This is a genomic window from Sandaracinus amylolyticus (assembly GCF_021631985.1).
Classification (GTDB): Bacteria; Myxococcota_A; Polyangia; order Polyangiales; family Sandaracinaceae; genus Sandaracinus; species Sandaracinus amylolyticus_A.
Window position 1 is genome coordinate 8,604,121 of sequence record NZ_CP070225.1, and the last position, 24,999, is coordinate 8,629,119.

The following is a 24,999-nucleotide window of genomic DNA, read 5'->3' on the forward strand; positions in this document are numbered from 1 at the left end:
GGCCTCGTGAGCCAGTCGCGGGACGAGGCGATCGTCGCGACGTCCACCGCCGTGGCGCCGCCGGCACCGCCCGGGGCCATCGCCGCTGCGGCCCCGGCGCGCGCGCCCGACGTCGCGACGATGACCCCGAAGCCGCCGCTCGGGCGCGGCTACCGCGCGCCCCTGCTCGACCGCATCGCCGAGCGCGTGATCCTCGTGCTCGCGACGGTCGCGGTCGCGGCGATCGCGCTGATCTTCATCTTCGTCGCCAAGGAAGCGATCCCGATCTTCTTCGAGCCCGAGGCCCAGGAAGAGATCTCGGGGCTGCTCTCGCTCTTCGTGCCGCGCCAGTGGCCGGGCTACGAGGAAGCGGTCTACGTGTGGCAGCCGGTCGGCGGGACCCCGAAGTACAACATCGTCCCGCTCTTCGTCGGCACGCTGAAGATCACCTTCGTCGGGATGGTCTTCGCGGTGCCGCTCGCGGTGCTCGCGGCGGTGTTCGTGTCGCAGTACGTCTCGCCGCGCTGGCGCGACGTGCTCAAGCCCGCGGTCGAGCTGCTCGCGAGCGTGCCCTCGGTCGTGCTCGGGTTCTTCGCCCTGATGATCCTCGCGACGCTCGTGCAGGACGCGTTCGGGCTCACCTACCGGCTCAACGCGATCGTCGCGGGCATCGCGCTGGGCCTCGCGATCGCACCGGTCGTGTTCACGGTCGCCGAGGACGCGCTCACGTCGGTGCCCAAGCACTACGAGGCCGCGGCGCTCGCGCTCGGCGCGCGCAAGCACCAGGTCGTGCTGCGGGTCGTGCTGCCCGCGGCGCTCCCCGGAATCGCGGCCGCGATCATCCTCGGCTTCGGCCGCGCGATCGGCGAGACGATGGTCGTGCTCATGGCGTCGGGCAACGCCGCGGTCATGGAGATCTTCGACCCGACGACGAGCGCGCGCACCGTGACCGCGACGATCGCGAGCGAGCTCGGCGAGGTCGCCCAGGGCGACGCGCACTGGCGCGTGCTCTTCCTGCTCGGCGCGATGCTCTTCGTCGTCACGTTCGTGCTCAACCGCTTCGCGGTCGTCGTCGTCGAGCGACTGCACAAGCGCCTCACGGCGGGCGGCGAGCAATGAGGTACGGCACGGCGGACTGGGTGCTCGCGGGCCTCTCGGCGCTCGCGCTCGCGATCCTGATCGGCGCGCTCCTCGCGATCCTCGGGCCGGTGATGGTGGAGGGCGTGCCGCGCATCGACGCGGGCTTCCTCAGCGAGGCGCCGAGCTCGGATCTCGTCGGCGGCGGCATCTGGCCCGCGATCTTCGGCACGATGCTGCTGACGCTGCTGATGACGATCGCGGTGGTGCCGATCGGCGTCGCGACCGGGATCTACCTCTCGGAGTACGCGTCGCGCGCCGGCGTGCTCGCGAAGATGGTGCGCGCCGCGGTGCACAACCTCGCGGGCGTGCCGTCGATCGTGTTCGGCCTCTTCGGGCTCGGCTTCTTCGTGCTCTTCATCGGGCGCGGGCTCGACAGCGCGATCTACGGTGACGACGGCGGGCCGCCGGTGTGGGGCCAGCCTGCGGTGATCTGGTCGGCGCTCACGCTCGCGGTGCTCACGCTGCCGGTCGTGATCGTGACCACCGAGGAAGCGCTGCGCGCGGTGCCCCACGATCTGCGGCTCGCGTCGATGGGCCTCGGCGCGACGCGCTTCCAGACGATCTGGCGCGTGGTGCTGCCGAACGCGACGGGCGGCATCCTCACCGGCGTGGTGCTCGCCGTGAGCCGCGGTGCGGGCGAGGTCGCGCCGATCATCTTCACGGGCGCGGCGAACTTCCTGCCGTACCTGCCGACCGATCTGCGCGACATGTACATGCACCTCGGCTACCACGTGTTCGCGCTCTCGACGCAGTCGCCGAACGTCGATCTCGCGCGGCCCACGCTCTTCGCGACCGTCGCGGTGCTGCTCGCGCTCACGTTCGCGCTCAACCTGATCGCGATCGTGCTGCGCATCCGCACGCGCTCGAAGACCTATGCCTGAACAGACCTCGCCGATGCCCCCGAGCACGTCGTCGTGGACGCCGCCGGCGCCCGAGGCGATCAAGATGCAGGCGACCGAGCTGAGCGTCTTCTACGGCGCGAAGCCCGCGATCAAGAGCGTCTCGCTGCCGGTGCTGCGCAACGAGGTGACCGCGCTGATCGGTCCCTCGGGCTGCGGCAAGTCGACGTTCCTGCGGACGCTCAACCGCATGAACGATCTGATCTCGGGCACGCGCGTCGAGGGCAAGGTCGTGCTCGACGGGCAGGACGTGTACGCGCGCGGCGTCGATCCGGTCGAGGTGCGGCGCCGCGTCGGGATGGTGTTCCAGAAGTCGAACCCGTTCCCCAAGAGCATCTACGAGAACGTCGCGTTCGGGCTGCGGATCGCGGGCGAGAAGAACACGCGCGTGCTCGACGAGAAGGTCGAGAAGAGCCTCCGCAACGCGGCGATCTGGGACGAGGTGAAGGATCGCCTCGACAGCTCCGCGCTCGCGCTCTCGGGCGGTCAGCAGCAGCGTCTGTGCATCGCGCGCGCGCTCGCGGTGGAGCCCGAGGTCATCCTGATGGACGAGCCCGCGTCGGCGCTCGATCCGATCGCGACCGCGCGCATCGAAGAGCTCATCCGCGAGCTGCGCGAGCGCTACACGATCGTGATCGTCACGCACTCGATGCAGCAGGCGGCGCGCGTCAGCGACTTCACCGCGTTCTTCTACATGGGCGAGCTCGTCGAGTACGGCGAGACCAAGCGCATGTTCACGAAGCCGCGCGAGCAGCGGACCGAGGACTACATCACCGGTCGCTTCGGCTGAGCCGAGCTCGCGGGAGGGATCGGGGCCCCTGCCCCGCTTGCTCGTGCTCGGCGCGCGTGGTTCGGCTGACGTTCGGGTGCGGGTGACATCGTCGGCGATGTCTCGAGCCGAGGGCTGTTCCCCCTGCGCGAGGGGCCGACGTCCTACCCCATGCATCGTCGGCTGCACGATCGTTGCGTCACGAGCCCGACGAAGGGGCGCATCTCGGCGCGCCGATCGCGTGACGGCCATGTGACGCGCGCGCGTCACGAGGGCCATCGGGCACGGTGCGCGTCACCGATTGTCCGCTCCGTCGCGGCGTCGTCACGTACGCGACACGCAACGCGAGTACGAAGCCGCGCAAACGAGCCCAGCTCGTCGCGGGAGGTTCACGGATGTCACGGCAGAGGAGCATGGTGGTCGAGCTCGTCGCGATCGCGGCGATCACGATCCCCTTCGTCGTCGGGATCGCACCGGCAGCGGCGCAAGAGAGCGACACCGATGTGTCGACCGAGGCCGAGGCCACACCGGTCGCCCCCGACACCGAGCCCCCGCCCGAGGAGATCCCGCCTCCGCCCGAGGGCAGCACCGAGCCCGTGGAGAGCGCGCCCACCCCCAACGAGCCCACGACGCCGCCCTCGGACGCCGAGGCGCTCGAGGTGGCCGAGGAAGAAGAAGAGTCGCCGCCCGAAGCGGAGGCGCCCGAGGTCACCGTCACCGCCGAGCTCGGCCGCGGCGTGCAGATCTCGACCGGTGACGCGTTCTCGCTCCAGCTCCGCGCGCGCGTGCAGATCCAGACCGCGCTCGCCCACGCGACCCAGACCGCGATCGACGCGGGCGCCGACGAGCACTGGGCGCTCGACTTCCAGATCCGCCGCATGCGCCTGGTGTTCGCGGGCCACGTGCTGACGCGCGACCTCCGCTACTACATCCAGCTCGGCTTCTCGCCGCGCGACATGGAGCGCGACCTGCTCGTGCCGGTCCGCGACGCGTATCTGAACTGGCAGGCGCATCGCGACATCGGCGTGCGCTTCGGCCAGATGAAGGTGCCCTACGGCCTGCAGCGCGTGGTCTCGTCGTCGGCCTTGCAGTTCGTCGATCGCTCGACCGTCGTCGCCGAGCTGAACCTCGACCGTGACATCGGCGTCACGCTGATCTCGGAGGATTTCCTCGGCCTCAACGGCCTCCTGCAATACCAGGCCGGCATCTTCGGTGGTCGCGGCCGCAATCGCTTCGGTGGCCTCGACTCGGCGCTCCTCGCCGGCATGGTGCGCGTGAATCCGTTCGGCTCGTTCGATCACCTGTCCGAGGGCGACCTCTCGCGCAGCATGCAGCCGCGTCTCTCGATCGGCGCGAGCGCTGCGTACAACATCGACTCGAACCGCGCGCGCAGCACCCACGAGAACGTGCTGCAGGTCGCGCGCTTCGACTATCTGCACCTCGGCGCCGACATGCACTTCAAGTGGGCGGGCTTCTCGGTCCTCTCGGAGGTCATGTACCGCGAGGCGAACCAGCCCTCGGCGACCGGCATCGTCGACGGCGAGGAAGTGACCGAGTACAGCCGCTCGGCGTGGGGTTGGCTCGCGCAGGCCGGCTACGTGCTCCCGCCGATCCCGCTCGAGCTCGCAGCACGCTACGGCGAGACGCGCCCGCTCGATCAGAACGATCCCGGTGCCAACTTCTTCTTGCTGCGCGAGGTCGGCGGCGCGGTCAGCTACTACATCGCGCAGCACGCTCTGAAGGTGCAGCTCGACTACTTCTACTACTTCGGCGACGACCCGCGCGCGGAGCGTCATCAGGTGCGCCTGCAGGCGCAGCTCTTCTTCTGATTGGGCTCGGGAGGATCGAAACGATGCGTGCTCTCAACGTCTCTCTCGCGAGCGCGTGCGTGCTCGCTCTCGCGCTCTCCGCGTGCAGCGGTGGTCATCGTGATCGCGGTCGCGGCGAAGAAGGCGCGTCCACCGAAGGCACCGGCGCCGGCGCGCGCCTCAGCCTGAAGGGCTCGGACACGATGGTCGTGCTCGCGCAGCGTTGGGCCGAGGGCTATTCGCGGAGCCATCCGGGCAACGCCGTCGAGGTCTCGGGCGGCGGCAGCGGCACCGGCATCGCGGCGCTGCTCAACGGCACGACCGACATCGCGAACGCGAGCCGTCCGCTGCGCGAGTCCGAGCGCGCGCAGCTCACGCAGAACGGCGTGCCTCCGACCGAGACGCGCGTCGCGCTCGACGCGCTCGCGGTCTACGTGCACCAGGACAACCCGGTGCAGTCGCTCACGATGGATCAGCTCGCGCAGATCTATCGCGGGCAGATCACGAACTGGTCCGCGGTGGGCGGGCCCGATCGTCCGATCGTGCTCTACAGCCGCGAGAACAACTCGGGCACCTACGCGTACTTCAAGGAGCACGTGCTCGACGACGCCGACTTCGCGGCGACCGCGCAGACGCTCCCCGGCACCGCCGCGGTGATCAACGCGGTGTCGCGCGACGCCGGTGGCATCGGCTACGGCGGCATCGGCTACGCATCGGGCGTGCGCACCGTCGCGATCGCGGGCGAGGACGGCCAGCCCGTCGAGCCGACGATGGAGAACGCGACGTCGGGTCGTTATCCGCTCGCGCGCTTCTTGTTGATGATCACGCGCGGCGAGCCGAGCGGCACGTCGCGCGAATTCCTCGACTGGGTGCGTTCGCCCGACGGTCAGGCGCTGGTGCAGCAGGCGGGGTTCTATCCGCTGCCCTCGAGCTGACTCGTTGCAGGAGTGCTCGTCCCGCAGGTCCCGGACGGGAGCGCGCGAAGCGCGCGGACGGTAGGGACCGGCGGGCGAGCCGATGTTTCGACAGTCCTCGAGCGATCTCGAGCATCGAGAGAGAAGGAGCCGACGTGCCGATGGGCGCGTCGGCTCTTCGCGTTCAATGGCCCACACCCTGACACCGATCTCGCCGGTGCGTTGATCACTTCGCGGCGCGCTCGGCCCCTAGAGGGTCGTCCACAACACGCCGGGGCTGCGATGCACGAGGCATCGCGCGGGAAGGCGAGGAGGAGCGCATGTCGAAGACGATGCGCGCGGTGGTGCTCTGCGCCGCCGCGCTCGGAGGCTGTGTCGCGCCCGCGGGCGACACGATCGACGACACGGGCGACGACGTGCCCGCATCGATCGAGAGCGAGCTGCTGCCAGGCGCGCTCGACGTCGACTCGATGGAGGTCGGGCCGATCGAAGGCCGCTACATCGTGATGCTCGATCGCGAGTGGCTCGACGCGGAGATCGCGCGCGCACCGCTCGAGCCGCGCCTTCCCGGCGACGAGCTCGCGCCGGGCACCGCGGTCATGCACGACCCCGAGATGCTCGAGGACCGCGCGCGCGACGTCGCCGCCGACAACGGCGTCTCGTTCGTGCACACGATCGGCATCATCGACGGCTTCGTCGTCGAGGGCGCGAGCGCGACGAGCGTCGACAGCCTTCGTCACGACGCGCGCGTCGACGTCGTCGAGCAGGACGAGATCATCCGGCTCTACGCGACGCAGTCGAACGCGACGTGGGGGCTCGATCGCCTCGACCAGGACGATCTGCCGCTCGATCGCGGCTACACGTACAACTCGACGGGCTCGGGCGTCACCGCGTACATCGTCGACTCGGGCCTGCGCGATACCCATCGCGACTTCACGGGCCGCGTGCGCGCCGGCGCGAGCTACGTCGACGACGGTCGCGGCACCGGCGACTGCAACGGGCACGGCACGCACGTCGCGGGCACCGTCGCGGGCACGACGTGGGGCGTCGCGAAGGAAGCGCTGGTCGTCCCGGTGCGCGTGTTCGGATGCAGCGGAAGCGGCTCGAGCTCCGGCATCCTCAGCGGCCTCGACTGGATCGTGCGCTCGCGCAGCGGGCCTGCGGTCGTGAACATGAGCCTCGGCGGTCCTGCGTCGTCGGCGAGCGATCGCGGCATCAGCAACACGACGGGCGCGGGCGTGACCGTGGTCGTCGCCGCAGGCAACGAGTCGCAGGACGCGTGCAACGTCTCGCCCGCGCGCGCGCCCAGCGCGATCACCGTCGCGGCCTCGACCTCGCGCGACGTGCGCGCGTCGTTCTCGAACTTCGGTCGTTGTGTCGATCTCTTCGCGCCCGGCCAGGCGATCACGTCGGCGGGGACGTCGTCGGACACGGCGAGCACCTCGATGAGCGGCACCTCGATGGCGTCTCCGCACGTCGCGGGTGTGGCTGCGCTCGTGCTCGGCGTGAACCGCGCGGCGACGCCCGCCGACGTGATCGCGACCCTCCTCGCGGGCGCGGTGAACGGCAAGATCGGTGACCTCCGGGGCTCGCCGAACGTGCTCCTCTCGGTGCGTCGTCTCAGCGGCGGCGGCACGATGCCGGATCCCGATCCCGAGCCGGATCCCGATCCCGAGCCGGAGCCCGATCCCGGCACGCCGTGCAGCGGATGCGAGCGCTTCACCGGCACGCTCTCCGCGGGCCAGCGCCAGACCCAGCCGGGCGGCACGTACTTCGAGGCGGGCGCGGGCACCCACCGCGCGATCCTCCGCGGCCCCGAGGGCACCGACTTCGACGTGCGCCTCTACCAGTGGAACGGCAGCGCGTGGACCGAGGTCGCGAGCTCGCTGAGCCCGCAGTCGACCGAGCAGATCACCCACACCGCGAGCGCCGGCTACTTCACGTACCAGGTGCACGCGTACTCCGGCTCGGGCAGCTACGAGCTGTGGATCGGGAGGCCGTGAAGAGCGCGGCCCACGGCGCTCGCATCGTGGCGGCGATCACGCTCGTGATCGCCGCCTCGGCGTGCGAGAGCGCTGCGCTCTCGGGTGGCTCGCGCCGCGCTGGCGGCGCGCTCGCGTGCGCTCCGATCTGCGACGACGACGCGGCGTGCTCACCGGGCACCCGTTGTGTCGCGGGGCGCTGCGTCGGATGGGCGCTGCGCGATCGCTGCACCGTCGATCTCGAGTGCGGCACCACGCGCTCGATCTGCGGCAGCGACGACGACTGCGCGGTGGGCGAGGTCTGCGTCGATCCCGGCGGCGGCGTGGGGCGATGCGCGTGGGTGCAGGACCCGGGCGTCGCCTGCGACGGCTTCGGGATGGAGGTCGAGCTCGCGCCGATCGCCGGTGGCGCGGCGGTGCGGGTCTGCGTCGAGGGCGGCGCGACGTGCCGCGGCGGATCGTGCAGCGAGGGCTGCGAGAGCGACGTGCAGTGCACGCGACCGGGCGCGCCGTGGTGCGACGCGGTGCTCGGCGAGTGCGTGTGCCGCGGTGACGAGGACTGCGTGGGGCCGGGGGGCGCGCGCTGCGTCGACGGCGTGTGCATCGGCGGCGGGGACGGCGGTGAGTGCTCGGAGTCGACACCCACGATGTGAGGAGGTACATGGGGATGTACGGCGGTCTCTCACGAAAAAGCGAGGTCATCCGGCCCCGAGTGATCGCTCGGGCCGGTGTGCATCCCCTAGAGTGTCGCCCCGGGAGCTCCCCGCGGGTGAAGCAGGACGGCGGCATGAGCGACTCGGGGCTTCTGCGGGTCATCGACGAGGGCGCGGGCGACGGCGCACGAGAGCGCGCGTTCCCGCCACGCGAGCGCACCGAGTCCGGCATGCGAGCGCGTGATCCCTCGACGGTGCTCGCGTTCGCGGCGATGGCGGGCGACAGCGACGCCCTCGAGGCGCTGCTCCGCGATCTGGCGCCCACCCTGCTCGCGGTCGTGCGCGCGGTGCTCGGCGTCGGCCACCCCGACCGCGACGACGCGCTGCAGGAGTCGATGATGGCGGTCGTCGACGCGCTGCCGGCGTTCGAAGGGCGCAGCAGCATCACCCGCTACGCGAGCCGCATCGCGCTGCGCCTCTGCCTCGAGCGCCGCAAGCGCGCGCAGCGCTACCGCCAGCAGGTCGCGCTCGTCGAGGAGATCGACGCGCTCGCCGCGATCGGCGAGGACGACGGCGAGGCCTCGCGCCGTCGCGAGGCGCTGCGCGGGCTGCTCGAGCAGCTGCCCGAGGTGCAGGCCGAGACGCTCGCGCTGCGGGTGTGCCTCGGCTTCTCGCTCGAAGAGGTCGCCGAGGTCACCGGCGCGCCGCTCAACACCGTGCGCAGCCGGGTGCGGCTCGCGCGCGAGTCGCTGCGGCACCGCATCGAGTCGGATCCCGCGCTGGCGGAGCTGCTCGGAGGCGCGCGATGAAGCCCACGGATCGCGGAAACAGCACGCCGTCGCCCGAGCGCAGCACGGTCGAGAGCTGGGTCGACGTGGCGCGGCGCGGTGATCCCGATGCCGCCGAGACCCGCCGCGCGCGCATGCTGGTCGCGTCGCATCGCGAGGCGAAGCTCGAGTCGACGCTGATGGCCGACTTCGATGCGGCGCGCGCGCCGCGCGAAGGCGACGAGAAGATCGTCGACGACGTGGTCGCGAAGGTCATGGTGGCGCGCATGCGCCGCAGCAGCGAGCGACTGCGCCCGCCCTCGGCCGCCGATCGGCTGCGCGTCGAGACCGAGCGCGCCGAGGCCGAGGCGCGCCGCCGTGCCGAGGAAGAGCGCGCCCTCGCCGAGGGGCCGCGGGTCGCGAACGCGATCGCGACCCCGGGGCCGCAGCAGGCGCTGCAGATCGAGCGCAAGCCGCTGCGCGGCGTCGGCCTCGCGCGCGTCGCGGGCACGCTCAGCGCGGGCATCGCGCTCGGCGCGCTGATCGCGTTCGTCGCGGTCGAGGGCTTCGGGGTACGCATCGCGCGCGATCCCGATCACGGCGCGACCCCGCGCAGCGCGGCGATCGATGCGCGGCGCGAGCCTCGCGAGGCCCCGCCGCCGCCCCGCGATCCGCGCGAGGTCGCGGTCGAGGAAGCGCTCGCGATCCTCGAGGTCGAGTCGGGTGATCACGCGTCGTCGCGCCGGCTCGAGGGCGCGCGCCGTCTGATCGAGCGCGGTGAGCTCGCGCGCGCCACGCGCGTGCTGCGCTCGGTGTCGCGCCGCTGGCCGCGCCGCAGCGAGGCGAACGCCGCGACGCTCGCCCTCGGCCACGTGTACCTGGCGCTGGGCTGGCCGCGCTCGGCGGAGCGCGTGTGGAGCCGCTGGGTCCGCCAGCATCCGCACGAGCGCCACGCGCTCGACATCCGCGCCCGGCTCACCGAGCTGGCGTCGACGAGCTCGAGCGCGATCGAAGGCGACGACGAAGGGCGCTGATCAGAACACGCCGGCGACTCGGATGCCTCCGAGCGTCGGCGTGATCGCGAGCGCGAGGTTCGGGGGCTCGCCGTGGATCGCGTCGCGCAGCGCGACGATCGCGTGCACCAGATGGAACGTGCCCGCGGCCGCGAACCCGAGCACGTAGGTCACGTCGAAGTACGGATCCTGGTGGTCCGACGTGGCGGCCATCGCCGCGTAGGTGCCGGCCCACGCGAGCTCCAGCGAGGCCCAGCCGATCTCGGCGAACGCCCATCCCTCGGGCATCGACTGGCCCTCGGCGGCGTACACGATGTCGGCGATCAGGAACGTGACCTCGCCGGGTGCGATCGGGATGAGCACGAGCGCCGACGGGAGCTGTGGGCCCGCGACGCCGCCATCGGCGCGCGCGAGGCTCGGGGTGATCGCGACGAAGAGCGCGAGCGTCGTCGCGAGAATCGTGGCCTTCACAGGAGCCCCTCGATCGCGAGACCGGTGACGCGATAGAGGCCGGTGCGCGCGGTGACGTAGAGCGTGCGGCGATCGGCGTCGCCGAACGCGCAGTTCGCGGGCTGCTCGTCGATCTCGATCGCGCCCCACTCGCTGCCGTCGGGGCGCAGCACGAGCACGCCTCGGCTGCTCGTCACGTAGAGGTTCCCCGCGACGTCGATCGCCAGGCCGTCGCTGCCCGGCGTCTCGTCGGTGAGCACCCGCGGCGGCGAGAGCGAGCCGTCGTCCTCGACGTCGAAGACGCGGATGCGCCCGTGCTGGCTGTCGGCGACGTAGAGCAGCGACCCGTCGGGCGAGAGCGCGATGCCGTTGGGGCGGGTGTCGAGCGCGCCGCGATCCTCGACGTGCAGCGTGCCGCTCGGATCGATGCGGTAGACGCCGTGGAAGTCGGTCTCCTGGGCGCGCCCCTCGAGCCCGTAGGGCGGATCGGTGAAGTAGATCGTGCCGTCGCGCGCGACGATCAGATCGTTCGGCGAGCTCAGTGCGTCGCCTTCGATCTCGGTCGCGAGCGGGACCCAGGTGGTGCTGCCCACGCTCTCCTCGCGCGCGACGCGACGTCCGACGTGCTCGGCGCGCACCACGCGTCCTTCGCCGTCGATCGCGAGCCCGTTCGAGCCGCCGCTCGGCATGACGAACACGGTGATCGTCGACGGGGGCGCGAGCTGATGGATGCGATTGCGCGGGATGTCGCTGAAGATCAGCACGCCGCGCTCGGGGAGCCACTGCGGGCCTTCGACGAACCCGAAGCCGCCCTGGACGCGCGTGGCCTCGACCGTTCCGCCGAGCGGATCGACCGGCGGGCCCGCGTCGAGCGGCGTGAACGCGTCGATCGGCGGGACGAACGCGTCGATCGGTAGGGTCGCGTCGATCGGCGCCGATCCGTCCTGGCGTGGACCGCCATCGAGCGCGAGCGGTCCGTCGTCGTCGCTGCAGCCGAGCATCACGCTGCCGATCGCCGCGAGGGCGAGCTGTGCTTTCCAGTCGAGCATGGACGAGAGTCTAGCGGTGCGCGCCAGTGCCAGCGTTGGCACCGGGAACGTGCGTCACTGCCCGCGCGCGGAGCGCAGCGCGGCCTCGACCTCTTCGAGATCCGAGCTCTCGGGGTCGAGCTCGCGCGCCCGCGCCAGCTCGCGCTCCGCGTCGTCGAAGCGCCGCCGCTCGAGGTGATCGCGCGCGCGATCGATCGCGTCCTTCGCCGCGTCCTCGCGCTCGAACCGCGTCATCCCCGCGATGCCCGAGTCGCGCCCGGTCGCGCCTGCGTCGATCGTCGCGCCCGCATCGATCACCACGATGCCCGCGTCGACATCGAGCTCCGAGCCCGCCTCGCGCGCGGCGCGCACCACGATGCCGCCACCCGGGCCCGCGTCCTCGTCCTCGATCGCCGCGTCGCCCTCGTCCTCGCCGACCCCGAGCGCCGGCAGCCCGCCGAGCCCGAGCACCAGCGCGATGCCGATCACCGCGCCGCCGATCAGCACGCCGCCGAACACCCACGCGCCGCCGCCGCGACGCGCCGGGCGCGCCGGCATCGTCGCGCTGCCCTCTTCGATCAGCCCCGCCTCGACGAACGCGTGATCGAGCGCCTCGATCATCTCGATCGCCGAGCCGAAGCGGGCCTCGGGATCCTTCGCGAGCCCGCGCAGCACGACCGCGTCGACCTGCTTGGGCAGCGAGCGCGTGCCCGCTTCGCTCGGTGGCGGCGGCGTCTCGTGCACCACCGCGTGCGCGACCGAGATCGCATCGTCGCCGGGGAACGCGCGTACGCCGCTGACCAGCTCGTAGATGACCGCCGCGAACGAGAAGAGATCGCTGCGCGCCGAGTAGCTGCCCTTCGCGAGCGTCTCGGGCGCCGCGTAACACGGCGTGCCGAGGAACTGACCTTCCTTCGTGAGCGCGGCATCGGGCACCCGCGCCACGCCGAAGTCCGCGAGCTTCGCGCGCCCGTCCTCGGCGACGAGGATGTTGTCGGGCTTCACGTCGCGATGGATGATCCCGGCCGCGTGCGCGACGTCGATCGCGCCCGCGATCTGCGCCGCGACGTCGATCACCTCGGCGGGCGGCAGCGCGCCGCGGCTGCGCAGGATGTGCTTGAGGGTCGAGCCCGGGACGTACTCGAGCACCAGGAAGGGCCCGACCCCGTCCTCCTCGCCCACGTCGTAGACCGCGACGATCGACGGGTGCGAGAGCCGCGCTGCGGCGCGCGCCTCGTTCTTGAAGCGCTCGAGGAAGCTCTTCTTGTGCTTCTCGTCGAGATCGAGGTCGCGGACCGTCTTGATCGCGACCTTGCGATCGAGCGCGGGATCGCGCCCGAGGTAGACGGAGCCCATCGCGCCCTGCCCGAGCAGGCGGTCCACGATGTAGCGTCCGATCTTCTCCGGGATCTTCCCGTTCATCCTGAGGGCGGGGAGAGTGTCGCGGATTCCGGTCCCGCGCCAAAGCTCTGTCTTCGCGTCGCCGTGGCCGCGACGGCGCGGTCCGATCCGACCTGAAAAGCGCCGACGAACGAGCGCAAGCGGGGCTGGGGCCCCGCGCGCAGCGTTCGGGGTGGGGGGCCCCGATCCGGCTTTGCCGGTCGGGGGGAGGGGTCTTCCAAGACCCCCTCCTACAAGCGGTGCAGCTTGATCGTGTTGGTCCCGCCCGAGAGCGGCCATCCCGTGACCAGCGCGAACTCCCCGCCCTGCTTGCACATCTTCTCGCGGACCAGCAGCGACGTCGCGATGCGCAGCGTCTCCTCGAGATCGTCGGGCGGGATCTCGACGCGCGGGAACACGCCCCACTCGAGCGCGAGGCGCGTGGCGACCTCGGGCCGCGACGTCACCGCGATCACCGGCGCGCGCGGGCGCTGCTCGCTGAGCACCCGCGCAGTGCGTCCGTCGCGCGTGAACACGACGATCGCCTCGAGCGGCATGATGTAGCTGAGGCGCGCCGCGGCGCGCGCCGCGGCCTCGGTGAACGTCCACTTCTCCGTGACCGTCGGCAGGTCGATGACGCCGCGCTGCTCCTTCAGCGACTCGCGCTCCACCTCGCGCACGATCGCGTCCATCATCTGCACCGACTCGACCGGGTACTTGCCGCTCGCGCTCTCGCCGCTGAGCATCACCGCGTCGGTTCCGTCGAGCACCGCGTTCGCGACGTCGGCCGCTTCGGCGCGGGTCGGGCGCGGATTGCGGATCATCGAGTCGAGCATCTGCGTCGCGGTGATGACGACCTTCCCGCGCTTGTTCACCTCGCGGATGATCCGCTTCTGCATCAGCGGCACGAACTCCGCGCCGACCTCCACGCCGAGATCGCCGCGCGCGACCATCGCGCCGTCGGACACGTCGAGGATCGCCTCGAGGTTCTCCATCGCCTCGGGCTTCTCGATCTTCGCGATCAGCGGGGTGCCGCGCGCGAGCGCCTTCGCGTCGAGCACGTCCTCGGCGCGGCGCACGAACGAGAGCGCGACGTAGTCGACCTTCAGCGTCTCGACCGCGAACTCGAGATCCTTGCGATCCTTGTCGGTGACCGCGGGCGTCGAGAGCGCGGCGCCGGGCACGTTGAGGCCCTTGCGATCGCTGAGCTCGCCGCCGATCTCGACCTCGGTGACCACGTCGGTGTCGGTCGTCTCGATCACCCGCAGACGCAGCAAACCGTCGTCGAGCAGGATGTGCGTGCCCGGTCCGACGTCGCGCGGGAGCGGCTCGTAGATCTGGTTGACGATCTCCTTCGTGCCCGGGACGTCGCGCGTCGTCAGGGTGAAGCGCTGCCCCGGCTCGAGGAAGATCTTGCCCTCGACGAAGCGCCCGATGCGCATCTTCGGGCCGCAGAGATCGGCGAGGATCGCGAGCGGTCGCCCGGCGCGGGCCGCGGCCTCGCGGACCATCTGCGCGCTCTTGGCGTGGTTCTCGTGCGAGCCGTGCGAGAAGTTCAGCCGCGCGCAGTCCATGCCCGCCGCCACGAGCTTGTCGATCATCTCGGGCGTGCTCGAGGCGGGGCCGAGCGTGCACACGATCTTGGCGCGTCGCATACGAGGCTCCTACCACGACCGACCCGGTGCCGACGAGGGGCGACACGCAGAGCGTCGTGACGCACCGTTCCATGGACGCGAGAGCTGGCGAGGGTGCCGAGGATCGGACTACCCTCGCGCTGGAGATGCGACCTCGTCTCTTCCTCGCTTTCTTGCTCCTCCTGGCCGTCGGGTGCGCGTATCCGCGCCGCACCACCTCGCTCTCGCCGGTGCGCAGCACGGTCACCTCGACCAGCAGCCCGAGCGACGTGTGGGCGCTGACGGTCGCCAGCGCGAGCGTGCCTCCGCGCAGCCGCGGCGCGCTCGCGTGGGACGGCACCGATGGATTGCCCGATCCCTTCGTGCGCATCTATCGCAACGACGTGTTGATCTACGAGTCGGAGACCCGGAACGACACGCTCACGCCCGAGTGGAACGTGGTGCTGCCGCGCAATCTCTACGCGCCGAGCGACGCGACGTTCCGCTTCGAGGTTTGGGATCGCGACGAGGTCGGGGCGGATCCGATCGGGATCTTCCGGCACCGTGGGCTGCCGCCGAACGTGCTGCCGGGCGCCGACGCGCGCGTGCTGCTCGACAGCGGCGCGCAGCTCGCGCTGCGTCTCGCATCGCCCCAGGCCCATCACGGCGTCGGCGTGAGGCTCTACGAGGTGCGTGGCGACGCGCTGGTGGTGGTCGAGGTCGAGACCCACTCGCCCGCGGGCCGCGCGGGGCTGCGTCCCGGCGATGCGATCGTCGCGATCGGCGGGCAGAGCGTGTCGGGCCTCGGCTCGCAGCGCGCGCCTGGCGCGCTCTCGATGGCGGCCGAGCGTCGAGAGCGACTGCGGGTGCGCGGCGAGCGCGGCGACACGCGCGAGGTGGAGCTCGATCAGGGCTTCACCTGGCTGACCATGTGATCCGCGGCGCGCTGATCGGGGCGCTCGTCATCGGCATCGCGGGGCGCGCCGAGGCGCAGCCGGAGGTGCAGATCTCGTCGCGGCTCGCGCTCGGAGGAGGCGCGGAATTCGCGCAGACCGAGGGCGCCGATCCCGGTGCGCTGTTCGAGCTCGCGCTGCGCGCCGAGGTGCTCTTCGGCGACGCGTTCGCGGATCGGGTGCGGGTCGGCCCCGCGATCGACGTGCGCGCCGCGAATTTCCGGACGATCGAGCTCGCGGGCGGCGCGATGGTGCTCCTGCCGATCGGGAGCGACTTCGGGATCACGGTGATGGCGGGCGCGGGGTACGCGCTGCGCGATCCCTACGAGCCCGTGCAGGATCGGAGCGGTGCGATCGCGCTGGGGACGCTGGCGCTCGCGTATCGCCCCTACGATCACTTCGACGTCTACGGGCACGGCGTCGCGCTCTATGCGAGCGGGCGCGCCGCGTTCGCGGGGTGGGAGTCGTGGGAGGCGGTGATCGGGCTCGAGGTCGATCTCGAATTCGTGGTGTGGAGCCCGATCGCGTTCGTGTGGACCGCCGTGAGCGGGGGGGATCCCGACGGATGACTGGAAATGCGCGCAGCGTGCTCGGAGAATTCGACGCGCGGATGCCACGTGACCCGTTCTCTCCGTGACCCGAAGAGATAGGATGGCAGCCCTCGCTGCTCGGGGGGAGCTGGTGCCCGAAGTCTCGCGTCCCGTGGTGCTCTTCGACTCGTGGGTGCGTCTCACGGAGAGCACCGACTCGGGGCTGGGCCGCGGGGCGGTGTTCGAAGGGCTGCGCTGCGTGCTCGTCAGTGGCTGTCCAGGCCACGCCGACGAGCTCGCGCAGGAGCTGCGCGCGCGGGGCTCGCTCGTCGTGGTGTGTGGACGCGACGGCGACGGGCTGACGCGCGCGACCGCGCTCGATCCCCAGGTCGTGCTGCTCGACGAGACGCCCGATGCGTCGTCGCAGGATCTCTGGGAGCGCCTCGGGCGCGAGCCCGCGCTGCGTGGTGCGCGGCCGGTGCGGTTCCGTTGGGCGCAGCTGCGGCGCAGCGCGAGCGCGCCGCTCGACGTCGAGGCGATCGCGATGCGCATCGCGCCGGTGATGCAGACCCATCACGCGTTCTGGCGATCGGCGGCGGCGGGGCACGGGTTCGAGGCGGCGCTCGATCGGATCGGATCGGTGGGCTCGCTGGTGCGGCTGCTCGCGTCGGGGGCGGGCACGCTGCGCGGCGTGATCGCGTCGGTCCAGGGCGACGCGGAGCTCGTCGCGATCGACGGGCTGGTGGTGGCGGCGAAATGGACGCCGCAGGGCGAGGGCGCGCCGCTCGAGGGGCTCCCCGCGCTCGCGATCGCGCTCGACCTCGAGCACGGGATCGTCGCGGTCGATCGGCTCGAGCGTCCGTTCGAGGCGAACGTCGTGCTGCCGGTCGACGAGGCGATCGCGCGGGCGCGCAGCGTGGCGGTCGACGGGAGCGAGCTCGCGCGTCCGACCCCGTCGCTCGAGCTGCGGCTCGCGCTCACCGAGCCGCCGCGGACGCTGCGGCCGTCGTCGCGACCGCCGCCGCGGCCCTCGCGCGAGCACGTCGCGGAGCTGCTGCGCGGGAGCGGCAGAGGCGACGAGGCGACGCGCGAGGAGCTGCCCGACGACGCGCTGCGACGACAGAGCGCACCACCCGACGACGACGAGGGCGAGGGCGGTCGCAAGCCGCGTCGCATCGCGAGCGGGACGCGCCTGCGCGCGAGCCGTGACGAGGGGCCTACGCTCGGAGGAGTCGAGGCCCAGGCGACGCGTCGCATGCTGGTCCTGGTCGGCGACGACGATCCCACGACGCCGATCGCGAGCGCGGCCCGCCAGGCGCTCGCGGCGCGCTTGGTCGACGAGGACGCGACCACACCGATCGCGAGCGCGACACGCGACGCGCTGAACGCGCAGATCGCGGACGACGAAGAGACGACCACTGCCCGCGCGCGTCCTCTGCCGGCGCCCGTCGAGGAGGCGACGACCCCCGACGTCCCGCCGGAGAGCGAGCTGCTGCCCGAGCCGCCGCGCCCGCCGCCGCCGAGCGACGACGCGCGCACCCGACGTCGTGCCGCGATCGCGATCGGCATCACGTGCGTGAGCGCGATCGCGACGCCCGCGATCGTCGCGACCGGGATCGTGCTCGCGACCCACACCAGCTCGCTGCCGCCACCGCCGGTATCCGAGACCACCGCGATCATCGCGCCGCCCGAGCGTCCCGCGATCGTGCATCCTCCCGCGCGCACCGAGCCCCGGCGCGCCGCAGCGCGCCCCGCGACCCCGCCCGCGGTGGATCCCGAGGTCGAGGCCCGCGATACCGAGCTCGATCAGGATCTCGCCGAGCGCCGCCGTCGATCCGACGCGCTGGTCACCGCGGCGCGCCGCCACCTCGACGACGGGGATCGCGACGGCGCGGAGTCACGGCTGCTCGAGGCGCACCGCATCGCGCCGTTCAACCCGCACCCCTCGTTCGCGCTCGCGCGCATCTACGCGGACGAAGGGCGCATCGATCTCGCGCGGCGGTGGATCGATCGTGCGATCGATCTCCGCCCTCGGCGCACCCAGTACCGCGCGTTCCGTCGCGCGCTCGATCGCGCCGACTGAGCGCTCACTCGGGATCGCGGAACGTCGCGGCGCGCTTCGCCATCACGGCCTGCACCGCTTCCATCTGGTTCGGCGATCCGAGCAGACCGAGCTGCAGGTCGCTCTCGAGCCGGAACGCGTCGATCGTCGAGAGCGTGGGCGCGGTGTCGAGCAGCTCCTTGCCCGCGCGGATCGCGTGCGGCGACTGGGCCGCGATCGCCCTCGCGAGCTCCATCGCGGCCGCGAGCGGATCGGCCTCCACCCGCGTCGCGAGGCCGATGCGCACCGCTTCCTCCGCGCCGACGATGCGCCCGGTGTACGTCAGCTCCTTCGCGATGTCGTGACGCACCACGCGCAGCAGCGTCTTCGACGCGCCCATGTCGGGGATGAGGCCGTACTTGATCTCCATCACCGAGAGCTGCGCGTCGGGCGAGACGATCCGCAGATCCGCGCCGAGCGCGATCTGGAGGCCACCACCGAACGCGACGCCGTGCACCGCCGCGATCACCGGCACCGGCACCTCGGTCCAGATCCAGCCCACGCGCTGCGCGAGGTTCGCGGGGCTCTTCTGCTCGTCGCGCGCGAGCAGCTTCGGCGCGGCGTCCGCGCCCATCTGGAGGAACGCCATCCAGTCGAGCCCGGCGCAGAACCCCTTGCCCTCCCCGGAGAGCACGACCGCGCGCACGCTGCGATCGGCGATCACCTGCTCGCCCGCGGCGACGATCGCCTCGAACATCGCGAGGTCGAGACCGTTCCGCTTGTCGGGGCGGTTCAAGCGGACGTGGGCGACGTGATCGGTGACCGTGGTGACGACGCGCGCTTCGCTCATGCGTCGCGTTCTAACACGACGTCATCCACTCGCGCGCAGGACCGCGCCCGACTCACTCTCGTGGTGCTCGTCGACGTCCGCGAGCTCGACGCGGGCACGCGGGCCGATCAGCTCCGTGGTGCGCACCATGAGGAGCAGCTCGCTCCGCTCGCGCTCCGCGCTCGCGACCAGCGCGCTGCGCGCCTGATCGCTCGCGTGAGCCGCGCGCAGCCGGGCGTTCCACGCGTCGAGCTGGACGAGATCGCCATCGTCCGCGACCAGCAGCTCGTCGTCGGTGGTCACACCCTCGCGCTCCACCGGCGCGAGCACCGTGGTGCGCGCCCATGCGCCGCGATCACGCGCCGAGATGTCGGTCGTGCGCGCGTCCTTCCAGCGCTGCCGGAGCGTCTTCTCGATCTCGCGCGTCCGATCGCGCAGCGCGCGCCGCACCAGCTCGTCGCTCGATTGGGCGTCGATCATCTCGCCGATCAGCGCCTCGGTGAGCGCATCGAGCGACGCAGCACGACGGGCCCACGAGATCCCGGGGATGCGCTCCCAGAGCCGCACCTGCGTGTCCGCGAAGAAGCGCAGCTTCGCGGCGAGCTCCGCGACGATCGTGATCGCGTCCTCGCGATCTCCCGGCACCAGCGGCGTGTGCGCGAGCCGGAGCAGGCGCGGCAGCGCCTCGCGCATCTGGGCGCGGGAGAGCCCGGCGCGCGATCGAGTGCGGCGCAGCACCGCGAGCTGCTCGCTCGCGAGGCCCACCAGGATCGCGTCGCTCCACACTCGTGCGCGCGCTGCGTCACCGACTTCGATCGCGCGGGCCAGCGCGTCGATCTGATCATCGGGGCCCGACGCGACCGCGATCGCGGTCGCGCACTCGTTCGACGCGATGGTGCGCGGATCGGCGAGCGCGTGATCGGCGAGCGCGACGTGCGCGACGCCGCATCGTGCGGCGGGACGTGCAAGCACGCGGATGCGCCCGAGGCGATAGCGATGCACGAGCAGCCACGAGCCGCGGGGCGCGGGCGCGAGCTCCCACACGATCGTGAAGCGCCGCTGCGGGAAACGTGTCGCGAGGCGCTCGGCGAGCGCACGGGCGCGCGCCTCGAGGCGCTCCTTGCGCGCCGACTCGAAGAACATCCCGATCTCGTGCAGCTCCGCGGTCTCGACCAGCGCGCCTTCGCTCTCCACGCGCGACGCGAGCCGCTCGATCAGCGCGTCCTCTCCGTCGGCGGGCGCGACGTCGCGATCGATCGCGGCGGGCGCGAGCAGCGCACGCAGATCCGCGCTGCCGCCCGCGAGCAACAGGTCGGCCCCGGCCTCGGCGAGCTGCGCCATCGTCGCGTGCGAGAGCATCTCGGCGGCGCGCACCTCGCGCCCTGCGCTCGACATCGGATGGCCGAGCACGATCACGAGCCCGCCGTTCAGCCGCTCGATCACCGAGCTGCCGAGCTCGAGGTGCCCCTCGCGCGAGAGATCCCACACCGCGAGGCTGCGCTCGTGACGCGCCGCGAGCGCCTCCCACGCGTCGATCTCCTCGCGCGACGTGCGGTGGTGCGCGACGAGGAGCCAGTCCATCCGCGCGTCGGGCGCGAGCGTCCGCACGCAGCGCACCCGCAGCTCGCGGTGCTGCACCACGCGCAGCACGTCGGGCATGTCGAGACGACCGATCTCGAGGGTGAGCCGAAGCCGGAGCTCGCGATACGAGGGCGCGCTCTCGCGCATCCCGAGCGCGCCCTCGAAGATCCAGTCGGCACCCGCCTCGAGCAGATCGAGCTCGCGCACCAGACCTTCACCGCGCATCGGGACCGGCGCGCCGTGCTCGTCGATCAGCAGCGCGGCATCGTCGCCGAGCTCGCTCTCGAAGAGCGACAGGCGCGCGCGGATGCGGCGGCGGCTCGGAGAATTGGCACCGAGTGCCAATTTCGACTGGTTGCGGATCGCGAAGCGCAGCCGTGTGACCTCGCCCGGCGCGAGCGCGACGAGCCCTTCGACGACCGACGCCGCGATCGGGAAGCGCACCAGCATCGTCGCGGGGCTGGCCATCGCGTCGGGCTCGAAGCGCTCGAACGATCGGTTCACGTCGACGACGTGGGCGCGCAGCGATACGCGCTCGTGCTCCGCGAGCGGATCGGCGGGATCGCTGGGCGCGTGATCGCGCAGCTCGAACGTCAGGGTGCCCGGCACGTCGACCTCGGCGCCCGCGGGCACCGAGCGCGGCACCTCGAGCACTTCGTTCGCGAGCGCGCCGCACCACTTCGAGTCGCGCACCTCGAGCGTGATCGCGCGCGACGAGGGCGAGGGCATCGCGCCGACGTTGCGCACGCGGATGCCATCGACGCGCACGAGCTCGCCGGGCTCGAACACTCCGTCGCGATCGTCGGTGCGCAGCGTGATGCCCGAGAGCATCAGCTCGTAGCGGCCGGGGTACTGCTTGGGGCCCGCGAGGGTGTGCACCTCGATCGAGAACGCACCGATCGCGCCGTCGTGACCGGCGTAGAGCGGGCCCGATCCGCTCGCGCCCGCGTCACCGCTCGGACCACGCGAGCCGCCGGGGTTCGAGTGGAAGCGCATGCGCGTCTGGGGCTTGCCCTGCGAGTCGGTGTAGTGCTCGGTCTCCGTCCACGAGTGGCTCGAGCCACCGGCACCGCCCGCACCGCCCGATCCGCCTTCGCCGTGACGGCCGGGCTGTCCGCCGGCGCCGCCCTCGATGCCCCTGCGGATCAACATCAGGAGGTGCGTGTCGGCGTCGTCGACCTGCACCACGACGCGTCCACCCGCGCCGCCGCTCGCGCCGCTCGATGCGCGTCCTCCGCGTCCGCCGTCGCCGCCGCGCCCGCCGTTGCCGCCCGACGAGTAGCGCGTCGCGTCGTGCCCACGTCGTCCGGTCGCGCCGTCGCCGCCGCGTCCGCCGTCGCCGCCGTGCCCGCCCGCGCCGCCGCGCGCGATGACGTCGACGAAGCCGTAGTCGCCGATCGTCACGATCTCGCGCACGTCGTGGGCGCGACCCTCGGCGAAGCGGCGCGTGCCCTCGACGCGCACCATCGTGGCGCCCTCGGATCGCATCGCGATCCCGACGAACCCGCCGCTCTCGCCGGGCGAGGCCGCGCCCGCGTGACCGCCCGGCGATCCGTCTCCGCCCGCGCCGCTGCCGTCGCTCCCGTCGTATCCGCGCGCGCCCGCGGCGCCGGGGCGTCCCGAGGCGTCGACGCGGAGCAGCACGTCGCCCTCGGGCTCGCGTCGCTCGATCGTGGAGGGGCTCTCGCGATAGACCACGAGCCCATCGTAGACCGGGTTGTGCGATCGATGCGCGCCGCGGAGACTCGTCGATCATGCGCACTCCGATCACGGTGATGGTGCTCGCGCTCGCGGGCTGCGGCGGTGACCACGCGCCCGACGCGACGCTCGCGATGCACGAGGACGCGACGACGACCGGCAGCGAGCAGCGCGCGATCGTCGGCACACTGCGCACGCGCGATCGCGACGTGCCGCTCACCGTCGAAGCGCTCGCGCTGCCCGAGAACGCCGAGCTGCGCGAGGGCACCGCGAAGATCTGGGCGGGCACCGACGAGTTCGACGACGTCGGCTTCCGCGCGGACCCGATCGACGGCGCGCTCCCGCGCTGACGATCGACTACACGCCTTCGATCGGCTCGCGCGCGGCGCGCCACTCGGCGGGCACCGTCGCCGGCGCCGCGAGCGCGACCACGCCACCGACGATCGCGCACGTGGTGTCGCGATCGCCGAGCGCGCTGACCGTCGTCCACATCGCGTCGACGAAGTCGTCGAGGTGCCGCGCGGCGCACCAGACGCTGAGCGGCACCGTGTCCTCCGCGAGCACGTACGTGCCATTGCCGACGATGCTCGCGATGGTGCGCACGTCGTCGAGGTGCGGCATCGCGACGAGCTGCTCGAGACGCGCCCGGGTCTCCCCGGGCGGCACCGAGGACGCGACCTCCGCGATGATCGCGCTGGGTGTGGGCCGTTCTTCTCGGCGGACCGCGATGGCCGCGAGCACCGCGATCGCGATCGCGCCCGCGATGCCCTCGGGATGCGCGTGCGTGGGCAGCGCGGATCGCCGCGCCTCGTCGATCACGCGATCGAGATCGCCCGCGAAGTACGCGCCGATCGGGGCGACCCGCATCGCCGCGCCGTTGCCCTTGCTCCCTGCGCCATCGAAGATCGCGCCGCTCGCGAGGTCCCACGGCGTGCCCTCGCCGATCTCGGTGAGGACGCGCCGCGCCATCGCGCCGTATCCGCGCCACGGGTCGCGCGCGAAGCGCTCCGCGAAGCGCGCGGCGAGCCCGGTGGGATCGATCGTCCCGCGTGCCCCGAGCTCGTCGACGACCGAGAGCGCCATGTGCGTGTCGTCGGTCCAGCGCCAGGTGCCGCTCGGGATCGCGCGGTATGCGAGGCGTATGTCGATGGTCTCGGGCGCGTCGAAGAAGCGCTCGCCGAACGCATCGCCGATCGAGAGACCGTCGAGCGCGACCCGGGCGCGCGCGATGCGCGCATCGTGATCGGAGATCACTGGATCACGTGCCGCAGCTCGCCTGCGGCGCCGACGTTCTGGAACTGCACGCCTGCGAGGTGCTGCACGACGCACGTCTCGCCGGGCGATCCGTGCATCTCGCCGCCGAGCGCGATCGTCGGCGTGCCCTCCGCGGTCCACTGCACCTCGACGAGCGCGGCCTGGGTCTGGGTGCACCCGAGGATCGCGCCGCGCTGGGTGTCGAGCCACGCGCGGATCACCTGCTCGACCTGCTCGCGCGACGGCGTCGTGGTCGTCGGCTGCGCGGTCGGCGTCGGCGTCGTCTGCAGCACCGGCATCGGCTGGGGCTGCGGCTGCGCGTACGCGGCGGGCACTTCACCGCCGCCGCTCACCGCGACCACCCCGGTGCCCTCGATCTGACAGTCACGCCGGCGATCGGCCGCGCACGCGTACACGAGGTCGAGCCCGCACGCGACCACCTGGTAGCGACTGCCGCCGAGGTCGAGCCCGCGCACGTCGCGACCCCGGCAATCCGGGAAGTCGCGCTGCACGGACTCGCGCACGTTGCGCGGGAGCACGCGATACGGCGAGCGCGCTCCACACGCGCTCACCGTCGCGATCACGACCATCGCGAGCCCCCATCGCATCCGCGCCATGCCCCCCTCTTGTCGTCAACGCACCGCGCGCGCCAGCTTCTCTTCCACGATCGTGTCCGCGATGCGATCGGTCGGCTGCATCCCGCGCTGCGCGCGCTCCGCGATCTCGAGGATGGTGTCGTAGATCTTCATCACGCGCTCGCGCGACTTCGGCTCGTCGTAGCCCGCGTGCTCCTGCGCGACGTTCACCAATCCGCCCGCGTTGATCGCGTAGTCGGGCGCGTAGAGGATCCCGCGCTGCATCAGGTCCTCGCCGTGGCGCGTCTCGGCGAGCTGGTTGTTCGCCGCGCCCGCGACGATCTTGCACTTGAGCTTCGGGATCGTGTCGTCGTTCAGCGCCGAGCCGAGCGCACACGGCGCGAACACCTCGCAGTCGACCGAGAAGATCTGATCGAGCGGCACGACCTCCGCGCCGAGCTCGCGATGCGCGCGCTCGGCCTTGAGCGGATCGATGTCGGCGACCGTGAGCTTCGCGCCGAGATCGTGGAGCTCCTTGCAGAGCCAGAACCCGACGTGACCGACGCCCTGCACCGCGATGTGCAGCCCCTCGATCGAGTCGCGCTTGTAGACGAACTTCACGCACGCCTCGATGCCGCGGCGCACGCCGAGCGCGGTGTAGGGCGAGGGATCGCCCGAGCCGCCGTGCTCCGGCTTCACGCCGGTCACGTGCTTCGTGACCGAGCGGATCGTCTCCATGTCCTCCATCGACGTGCCGCTGTCCTCGGCCGTGATGTAGCGACCCCCGAGCCCGTCGACGAAGCGCCCGAACGCGCGGAAGAGCGCCCCGCGATCGAACGCGCGGGGCGGACGGATGATCACGCTCTTGCCGCCGCCGTGCGGGATGCCGGTGATCGCGGCCTTGTAGGTCATGCCGCGAGCGAGGCGCAGCGCGTCGATCAGCGCGAGCTCCTCGTGCGGGTAGTGGATGAAGCGGCAGCCGCCGAGCGCCGGGCCGAGGCGGGTGTCGTGGATCGCGACGATCGCCTGCAGGCCCGTCGCGGCGTCGCGTGCGAAGTGGACCTCTCCGTAGTCGTGCTGCTGGAGGTGCTCGAAGACGTTCACGGTTTACTCCTCGCGAGCGCGCGCCTGTACCCCGCGTAC

The 24,999-nt window shown here is 72.1% G+C and carries 22 protein-coding genes; 13 read left to right on the top strand and 9 right to left on the bottom strand.

The features are described from left to right. The first annotated feature begins 6 nt into the window (after positions 1–6). The 9 genes from pstC (at position 7) to I5071_RS36550 (ending at position 9,945) form a co-directional block, all read left to right on the top strand. Positions 7–1,098, top strand: coding sequence for a phosphate ABC transporter permease subunit PstC (pstC, locus tag I5071_RS36510; RefSeq protein WP_236517982.1), 1,092 nt, complete (start codon positions 7–9; stop codon positions 1,096–1,098). Beyond that, complete coding sequence (gene pstA, locus I5071_RS36515) at positions 1,095–2,000, top strand: phosphate ABC transporter permease PstA (protein ID WP_236517983.1); 906 nt, start codon at positions 1,095–1,097, stop codon at positions 1,998–2,000. The genes pstC and pstA overlap by 4 nt, the downstream gene beginning before the upstream one ends. A 64-nt stretch (positions 2,001–2,064) precedes the next feature. Continuing rightward, positions 2,065–2,808, top strand: coding sequence for a phosphate ABC transporter ATP-binding protein PstB (gene pstB / locus I5071_RS36520; protein WP_236607715.1), 744 nt, complete (start codon positions 2,065–2,067; stop codon positions 2,806–2,808). 374 nt (positions 2,809–3,182) lie between these two features. Beyond that, positions 3,183–4,616, top strand: coding sequence for a porin (locus I5071_RS36525; protein WP_236517984.1), 1,434 nt, complete (start codon positions 3,183–3,185; stop codon positions 4,614–4,616). Positions 4,617–4,639: 23 nt separating this feature from the next. After that, positions 4,640–5,530, top strand: a complete 891-nt coding sequence (locus tag I5071_RS36530; protein WP_236517985.1) for a phosphate ABC transporter substrate-binding protein — start codon at positions 4,640–4,642, stop codon at positions 5,528–5,530. 299 nt (positions 5,531–5,829) lie between these two features. Beyond that, positions 5,830–7,512 carry a S8 family peptidase gene (locus I5071_RS36535; RefSeq protein WP_236517986.1) on the top strand — a complete coding sequence of 561 codons (1,683 nt, stop codon included), beginning with the start codon at positions 5,830–5,832 and terminating at the stop codon, positions 7,510–7,512. Then, positions 7,509–8,144: a hypothetical protein gene (locus I5071_RS36540; protein WP_236517987.1), complete on the top strand. Its 636-nt coding sequence runs from the start codon at positions 7,509–7,511 to the stop codon at positions 8,142–8,144. Before I5071_RS36535 ends, I5071_RS36540 begins: the two co-directional genes overlap by 4 nt. Before the next feature lie 116 nt (positions 8,145–8,260). After that, positions 8,261–8,953, top strand: coding sequence for an RNA polymerase sigma factor (locus I5071_RS36545; protein WP_236517988.1), 693 nt, complete (start codon positions 8,261–8,263; stop codon positions 8,951–8,953). Then, positions 8,950–9,945, top strand: a complete 996-nt coding sequence (locus tag I5071_RS36550) for a tetratricopeptide repeat protein (RefSeq protein ID WP_236517989.1) — start codon at positions 8,950–8,952, stop codon at positions 9,943–9,945. The genes I5071_RS36545 and I5071_RS36550 overlap by 4 nt, the downstream gene beginning before the upstream one ends. On the opposite strand, the gene I5071_RS36555 is transcribed toward I5071_RS36550, so the two are convergent. The 4 genes from I5071_RS36555 to pyk all read right to left on the bottom strand — a co-directional run bounded on the left by I5071_RS36555 (position 9,946) and on the right by pyk (position 14,437). Continuing rightward, the gene (locus I5071_RS36555) at positions 9,946–10,395 is read right to left on the bottom strand and encodes a hypothetical protein (RefSeq protein ID WP_236517990.1); all 450 of its coding nucleotides are present in this window, start codon (positions 10,393–10,395) and stop codon (positions 9,946–9,948) included. Beyond that, positions 10,392–11,423 carry an SMP-30/gluconolactonase/LRE family protein gene (locus I5071_RS36560; RefSeq protein WP_236517991.1) on the bottom strand — a complete coding sequence of 344 codons (1,032 nt, stop codon included), beginning with the start codon at positions 11,421–11,423 and terminating at the stop codon, positions 10,392–10,394. The genes I5071_RS36555 and I5071_RS36560 overlap by 4 nt, the downstream gene beginning before the upstream one ends. Positions 11,424–11,477: 54 nt before the next feature. Beyond that, complete coding sequence (locus I5071_RS36565; protein WP_236517992.1) at positions 11,478–12,824, bottom strand: serine/threonine-protein kinase; 1,347 nt, start codon at positions 12,822–12,824, stop codon at positions 11,478–11,480. 209 nt (positions 12,825–13,033) lie between these two features. Next, a complete protein-coding gene (pyk, locus tag I5071_RS36570; RefSeq protein ID WP_236517993.1) occupies positions 13,034–14,437 on the bottom strand; it encodes a pyruvate kinase in 1,404 nt (467 codons plus the stop codon). A 125-nt stretch (positions 14,438–14,562) separates the two neighbouring features. Between pyk and I5071_RS36575 the strand changes: the two genes are divergently transcribed. The 3 genes from I5071_RS36575 to I5071_RS36585 all read left to right on the top strand — a co-directional run bounded on the left by I5071_RS36575 (position 14,563) and on the right by I5071_RS36585 (position 17,961). Further along, on the top strand, positions 14,563–15,330 hold the full coding sequence (locus I5071_RS36575) for a PDZ domain-containing protein (RefSeq protein WP_236517994.1): 768 nt from the start codon (positions 14,563–14,565) through the stop codon (positions 15,328–15,330). Further along, positions 15,327–15,917: a hypothetical protein gene (locus tag I5071_RS36580; RefSeq protein ID WP_236517995.1), complete on the top strand. Its 591-nt coding sequence runs from the start codon at positions 15,327–15,329 to the stop codon at positions 15,915–15,917. The genes I5071_RS36575 and I5071_RS36580 overlap by 4 nt, the downstream gene beginning before the upstream one ends. Before the next feature lie 112 nt (positions 15,918–16,029). Then, on the top strand, positions 16,030–17,961 hold the full coding sequence (locus tag I5071_RS36585; RefSeq protein ID WP_236517996.1) for a tetratricopeptide repeat protein: 1,932 nt from the start codon (positions 16,030–16,032) through the stop codon (positions 17,959–17,961). 4 nt (positions 17,962–17,965) lie between these two features. Here I5071_RS36585 and I5071_RS36590 read toward each other — a convergent pair whose 3' ends face one another. Both I5071_RS36590 and I5071_RS36595 read right to left on the bottom strand, forming a co-directional pair. Next, complete coding sequence (locus I5071_RS36590; protein ID WP_236517997.1) at positions 17,966–18,769, bottom strand: crotonase/enoyl-CoA hydratase family protein; 804 nt, start codon at positions 18,767–18,769, stop codon at positions 17,966–17,968. 21 nt (positions 18,770–18,790) lie between these two features. Continuing rightward, positions 18,791–22,027, bottom strand: coding sequence for a hypothetical protein (locus tag I5071_RS36595; RefSeq protein ID WP_236517998.1), 3,237 nt, complete (start codon positions 22,025–22,027; stop codon positions 18,791–18,793). 56 nt (positions 22,028–22,083) lie between these two features. On the opposite strand from I5071_RS36595, the gene I5071_RS36600 reads away from it, so the two are divergent. Further along, positions 22,084–22,377, top strand: coding sequence for a hypothetical protein (locus tag I5071_RS36600; protein ID WP_236517999.1), 294 nt, complete (start codon positions 22,084–22,086; stop codon positions 22,375–22,377). 7 nt (positions 22,378–22,384) lie between these two features. Here the strand turns inward: I5071_RS36600 and I5071_RS36605 are convergent, their stop codons facing one another. The 3 genes from I5071_RS36605 to I5071_RS36615 are packed head-to-tail and all read right to left on the bottom strand — an operon-like array spanning position 22,385 to position 24,960. Beyond that, positions 22,385–23,281 carry an ADP-ribosylglycohydrolase family protein gene (locus tag I5071_RS36605; protein WP_236518000.1) on the bottom strand — a complete coding sequence of 299 codons (897 nt, stop codon included), beginning with the start codon at positions 23,279–23,281 and terminating at the stop codon, positions 22,385–22,387. Continuing rightward, on the bottom strand, positions 23,278–23,898 hold the full coding sequence (locus I5071_RS36610) for a hypothetical protein (protein ID WP_236518001.1): 621 nt from the start codon (positions 23,896–23,898) through the stop codon (positions 23,278–23,280). The genes I5071_RS36605 and I5071_RS36610 overlap by 4 nt, the downstream gene beginning before the upstream one ends. A 15-nt stretch (positions 23,899–23,913) precedes the next feature. Next, positions 23,914–24,960, bottom strand: coding sequence for a Leu/Phe/Val dehydrogenase (locus tag I5071_RS36615; RefSeq protein ID WP_236518002.1), 1,047 nt, complete (start codon positions 24,958–24,960; stop codon positions 23,914–23,916). Between the last annotated feature and the right edge of the window lie 39 nt (positions 24,961–24,999).